Genomic DNA, 1,958 nt, shown 5'->3' with positions numbered 1-1,958 from the left:
GCGCTGCGGCAGCATGCGCGTCAGCACCGTGTCCTTCTGCACGAAGTGGTGCCACAGCGCCGCGCCGACGTGTACGGCGACGACCACGTACAGCACGGTGGCGCCGGCTTCGTGGAATTCCTTGACGGTGTGGCCGAGGGCCTCGTCCGGGCCGACCGCGAGCGGCAGCTCGAACAGGCCGAAGAACGGCACGGCGCGGCCGGCGTAGGCCGAGGTCAGATAACCGGTCAGCGGCAGGCCGATCATCAGCAGATACAGCGCGACGTGGCCGGCATGCGCGGCGAAATGCTGCCAGGCGGGGCCGGCCGGCAGCTTCGGGGCCGGGTGCATCGCGCGCCACGCCAGCCGCAGCCAGACCAGCGCGAACACCGCCACGCCGCAGGACTTGTGGAAGAACATCAGGCTGGCGCGCGTCGCCGATTCCTTCGGCAGCCAGCCGCGCGCCTCGACGGCGAGGCACATCGCGGCGATCAGCAGGAACATGCTCCAGTGCAGGGCGCGGGCGACCGCGCCGTAGCGTTCGGCGGAAGCGGGAACAGTCATCGGAAGTCTCCGGTCGTGGTGAAGTCGGGAGCGTGTCGTCGGCACGGCGTCGGCACGAGGGTGCGACGCGACCTCCACGGCGGCATCGGGGTTCTGTCGGCGCTTTGTAACCGCGCCGCCGCGGGCGCGCGGCGGCGGGGGCGGCTCAGGCGGGTTCTTCGCTCAGCGAGCACACCGAGGGCAGCGGATCGTCGGCGCCGAAGCCTTCGCGGATGTGCGCGGCGAGCTGCTCGGTCGCCGGCGTCGGCCGCAGGCCGCGCAGCAGCGCGATGGCGGTGATCGGCAGCGGCGGGAAGCCGTCCTCCTGCATCAGCACGCGCAGGTCCGGCGTCAGCGCGCTGCGCGCCGCGGCCGTGACCGCCAGCCCCGCCGACACCGCCGCCAGCACGCCGGCGATGCTGGCGCTGGTGTAGGCGATGCGGTACGGCCGGCCGCTCTGCGCCAGCGCACCGAGCGCGGCGTCGCGGCACCAGCAGCCGGGCTGGAACAGCGCCAGCGGCAGCGGCTCGACCTCGTGCGCCAGATGCCGCGCCGAGCAGGCCCAGACGGTCGGCTCGCGGCGCACGATCTCGCCGCTCTCGCTGCCCGGCAGGCAGGTGACCAGCGCCAGATCGAGGCGGTCCTCGGCCAGCAGCCGGCGCAGGTTGACGCTCGGCTCGCAGAGCACCTCGACCTGCACGCGCGGGCAGCAGCGCGCGTAGCGGGCGAGGATGTCGGGCAGGAAGCGGGCGACGTAATCGTCGGGCGTGCCGAGGCGCACGCTGCCGGCGAGTTCGGGCTGCGTCAGCGCCGCGACGGCCTCGTCGTGCAGCTTCAGCAGCCGGCGCGCGTAGCCGAGCAGCGCCTCGCCGTCGGGGGCGAGCTGCACGCCGCGGCCGTCGCGCTGGAACAGCGGCTTGCCGACCTGTTCCTCCAGCCGGCGCACCTGCATCGACACCGCCGACTGCGTGCGGTGGACCTGCTTCGCGGCCTGCGTGAAGCCGCCGGCATCGACGATGGCGACGAAGGTGCGCAGCAGGTCGGTATCGAAATTCACGGGCATGACGGCGGCTCCGGCAGGGCGAGTGTCATCAGTATGGTTGATGGCAGTCATTAAACCTATTCGTTGGATGAATCAATCAGCGCGGACCATGCTGGCCTCACACCACGAAGGAGAGCCGCCATGCTCCGCAAACACCTGCTTCGCCCGTCCCTGCTGTCGCTGCTGCCGGCCGTCGCCGGCCACGCCTCGCACAGCCTCGCCGATGTCTGGAACGGCCTGCCGCGCCTCGGACTGCGTGCCCGGCTGAACGGCTTCGGCCACTGGCTCGCCGCCGGCTACCGGCGCTACCGCCAGCGCCGCGCGCTGCTCGCGCTCAGCGACGCGATGCTGAAGGACATCGGCATCAGCCGCGCCGATGCCTGGCACGAGGCCG

General features: G+C 72.4%; 3 protein-coding genes. 1 reads left to right on the top strand and 2 read right to left on the bottom strand.

The window, feature by feature from the left end; translation table 11 throughout:
- Positions 1–543, bottom strand: a 543-nt coding sequence (locus tag PKE44_RS18835; protein WP_324554291.1) for a cytochrome b, incomplete at its 3' end; no start/stop codon positions are given.
- Positions 544–688: 145 nt separating this feature from the next.
- Positions 689–1,585, bottom strand: coding sequence for a LysR substrate-binding domain-containing protein (locus PKE44_RS18830; RefSeq protein WP_324554289.1), 897 nt, complete (start codon positions 1,583–1,585; stop codon positions 689–691).
- Positions 1,586–1,705: 120 nt separating this feature from the next.
- Between PKE44_RS18830 and PKE44_RS18825 the strand changes: the two genes are divergently transcribed.
- The coding region (locus PKE44_RS18825; protein WP_324554287.1) for a DUF1127 domain-containing protein at positions 1,706–1,958 on the top strand (253 nt) is incomplete at its 3' end.

Source organism: Plasticicumulans sp. (assembly GCF_035331805.1).
Taxonomy (GTDB): domain Bacteria; phylum Pseudomonadota; class Gammaproteobacteria; order Competibacterales; family Competibacteraceae; genus Plasticicumulans.
The sequence above is the reverse complement of the archived record's forward strand: the minus strand, read 5'-3'. Positions and strand labels throughout refer to the sequence as shown.

Coding starts and splice junctions, on each gene's coding strand:
- PKE44_RS18830 (WP_324554289.1), bottom strand. CDS start 1,585: ATGCCCGTGAATTTCGATACCGACCTGCTGCGCACCTTCGTCGCCATC.